Consider the following 2,867-nt stretch of genomic DNA (forward strand, 5'->3'; position numbering starts at 1 on the left):
CCCTCGAAATGCTGGCCCCCGAAGTGCAAGACCAGCTCGATCGCATGCGCGATGTCGAGCATACCCTGGCCAAACACCCCGCCAGCCAGTGGGAGAATACTAAGTCGCTGCTCAAGCGCCAGAAGCGGCTGCGCGATCTAAAGGCAGAATGGCGCGATCGCCAGCAAAAATTTTCCCAGTACACGGGTCGCTACTGGCAAGAGTTTCTCAACATTATGGATGTGCTGAAGCACTTTGGCGGCCTCGAAAACAATCGCCCCACCGAGCTAGGCGAAATGGCGGCAGCCATTCGCGGCGACAACGAACTGTGGCTGGCCCTAGCCTTGGAGTCGGGCGGGTTTGACCACCTCGATACCGCCCAGCTGGCCGCCGCCCTGGCTGCCCTGGTCACCGAAAACTCACGCCCCGACAGCTGGTGTCGCTACCGGCTCTCCGGCACGGTAGAAGAGGCCCTGGGCGGGCTGCACAGCCTGCGCCGACAGCTTTACCAGCAGCAGCATCGCCGCCAAATCACCGCCCCCATTTGGCTGGAGTACGACCTGGTGGGCTTAGTGGAGCAGTGGGCCAACGGGGTTGACTGGGTAACGCTGTGCGACAATACCAGCCTCGACGAGGGCGACATTGTGCGCATTCTGCGCCGCACGCTGGATGTACTGTCGCAAATACCCCACGTGCCCTACATCAGCGAAACTCTGCGCCGCAATGCCCGTGAGGCCAAAGACCTGATGAATCGGTTCCCTGTCAACGAGGAAATTGGCTGAGGTAGAAAATCTCCGCCTAAAGGTAGAGGACGCCAGGTCATTTTTTCCCCAACACTAAGAAAGACGACGACGTCTTTGCAATTTTTACACGGTTTATGAAATTTCTATCAACAGCGGCCCTGTTAACCCTAGGGCTTGGTGCTATGTTTCCTACCATGGCCCAAACTGTGACGATCCAGTCGCTGCGTCAGCAGAAGAATGTTGTGGTTTCCGGCACCGTCGGCAGCGTAGTGGGCAACAGTTTTACCCTCAGCGACGGGCATCGGGAAATCGTTGTGGATGCAGGATCGCATTGGCACCAGCACATCAGCCTATCCCCCGGTGAACAGCTGAGCGTTGAGGGCGAATTTGGCGACAATAAGTTTGATGCCCAAAGCATTACTCGGTCCAGCGGCGAAGTTATCGCGATTCGCCGCAGTCGTGGTCGGTCCGCTTGGGCAGGTAGTCTTACCCCATTGCAGCGGCGCTAGATCGATGGGTTATCAATCTCTCCGGGCTCTAGCCAGACCTATAGCTTAGTAAAAATGCTAAGTCAGGTGTTGAATCAACCTTAAGGACCGTGGGCAAGATGGGCAAGCTATGAGGGTGTGTCCCTCATCGACGTAATTTTGCCCCCTAGCTCGTGGCATCCATGCTGGATCAACGCCCTACCGCTAGCCCTGCCCCTGGGTTAAGCAAGTCTCCTGGCGATTGTCGGGAGATGCGGCCCAAGATTTCAATTTTAGTAAGCGACTTGTCGAGCCAGGGGGCAGGACGCTGGGGCGGTGCAGTGCGGCCATTTTTGCTGGCGCAGGCGTTGCAAAGCATGGGCTATCTGGTAGAGATGGTCGGGTTTTCCACTGAGACCAGCGCCCCGCTGTCTATAGACTTCCCGATCCACACCATCTCGTTGCCCACTCCCGCTATCGGTCCTAGCGCCGTAAGAGAGCTGTTTCGCTACCTCAGCGGCGACTTAATCTACGCTTACAAGCTCAAGCCCAGCAGCTTTGGCCTGGCCCTGCTGCACCGCCAGATCTCTCGCCAGATCTCGCGATCGCGTCCCCGCCGCCCGGTTCTCCTCGACATTGATGACTGGGAGCTGAGCTGGCACGGGGGCGACGACTACCGCTACAGCCCCAACCCCCGGCAGCTAGCGCGCGACCTGCTGAAATCTGAGGGGGCGCTTCGCAACCCAGATCATCCTCTCTATTTGCAGTGGATAGAACGGCTGGTTGCCAAAGCTGATTTGATCACCACCCACAACGACTTTTTACAGCGGCGCTTTGGCGGGGTAAACATCCCCAACGGCAAAGATACTGAGCTGTTTAACCCCGATCGCTACGATGCAGAGGCCAGCCGCGCCGCCTACAATCTCAGCGACTACCGAGTGCTGATGTTCCCCGGTGCGCCCCGCCCCTACAAAGGTGTCGAGGATCTGTTAGCCGCGCTAGATATTTTGAATCAGCCAGACCTGAAGCTGGTGATCGTCGGCGGCAGCCCCTACGACGACTACGATCGCACCCTGATCGATCGCTGGCCCCAGCACATTATTCACCTGGGTAAGCAGTCTTATGGGGAGATGCCCAAAGTCATTGCCGCTGCCCATGTGGTGGTGGTGCCCCAGCGCCAGACCCCGGCGGCCCAGGCCCAGTTTCCGCTCAAGCTCACCGATGGTATGGCGATGGCCAAACCGATTTTGGCCACGCGAGTGGGCGATATTCCCACTATTCTCAACGGCTGCGGCTACTTGGTGGAGGCCGATGCCCCAGCGCAGCTAGCCGCCCAGATTACGGCGATTTTTGCTGAGTATGACCAAGCGCTGGATCTGGGGAGGCGGGCGCGCGATCGCACCCTCACCCACTACAGCATGGCCGCCATGGGCGCGGGCCTGCATCAGGCGATTCAGCAAAACATCCTCAGCACGGTGCATTGGCGGAGCCAATTCCCAGATTATTTCCATCGATCCTGACCGCCGAGTGCACTCTACCATCCCTCTCCTACATCCACTCATCCACTCATCCACTCATCCACTCATCCACTCATCCACTCATCCACTCATCCACTCATCCACTCATCCACTCATCCACTCATCCACTCATCCACTCATCCACTCATCCACTCATCCAC

2 protein-coding genes and 1 pseudogene are annotated in these 2,867 nt (G+C 58.1%); all 3 read left to right on the forward strand.

Annotated features, from left to right (window positions below):
• A pseudogene (locus tag IQ273_RS32190) lies at positions 1-761 on the forward strand (RNA helicase); the annotation flags it as partial.
• A 143-nt stretch (positions 762-904) separates the two neighbouring features.
• The gene (locus IQ273_RS32195) at positions 905-1,231 is read left to right on the forward strand and encodes a hypothetical protein (protein WP_228054303.1); all 327 of its coding nucleotides are present in this window, start codon (positions 905-907) and stop codon (positions 1,229-1,231) included.
• 230 nt (positions 1,232-1,461) lie between these two features.
• Positions 1,462-2,709 carry a glycosyltransferase gene (locus IQ273_RS32200; RefSeq protein WP_194027155.1) on the forward strand — a complete coding sequence of 416 codons (1,248 nt, stop codon included), beginning with the start codon at positions 1,462-1,464 and terminating at the stop codon, positions 2,707-2,709.
• Positions 2,710-2,867 lie beyond the last annotated feature (158 nt).

Origin of the sequence: Nodosilinea sp. LEGE 07298, assembly GCF_015207265.1 — a bacterium.
In the GTDB taxonomy this organism is placed as follows: Bacteria; Cyanobacteriota; Cyanobacteriia; order Phormidesmidales; family Phormidesmidaceae; genus Nodosilinea.

Bases quoted from the DNA above. Each gene is read 5' to 3' on its own strand.
- IQ273_RS32195 (WP_228054303.1), top strand. From the start codon at position 905: ATGTTTCCTACCATGGCCCAAACTGTGACGATCCAGTCGCTGCGTCAG.
- IQ273_RS32200 (WP_194027155.1), top strand. From the start codon at position 1,462: ATGCGGCCCAAGATTTCAATTTTAGTAAGCGACTTGTCGAGCCAGGGG.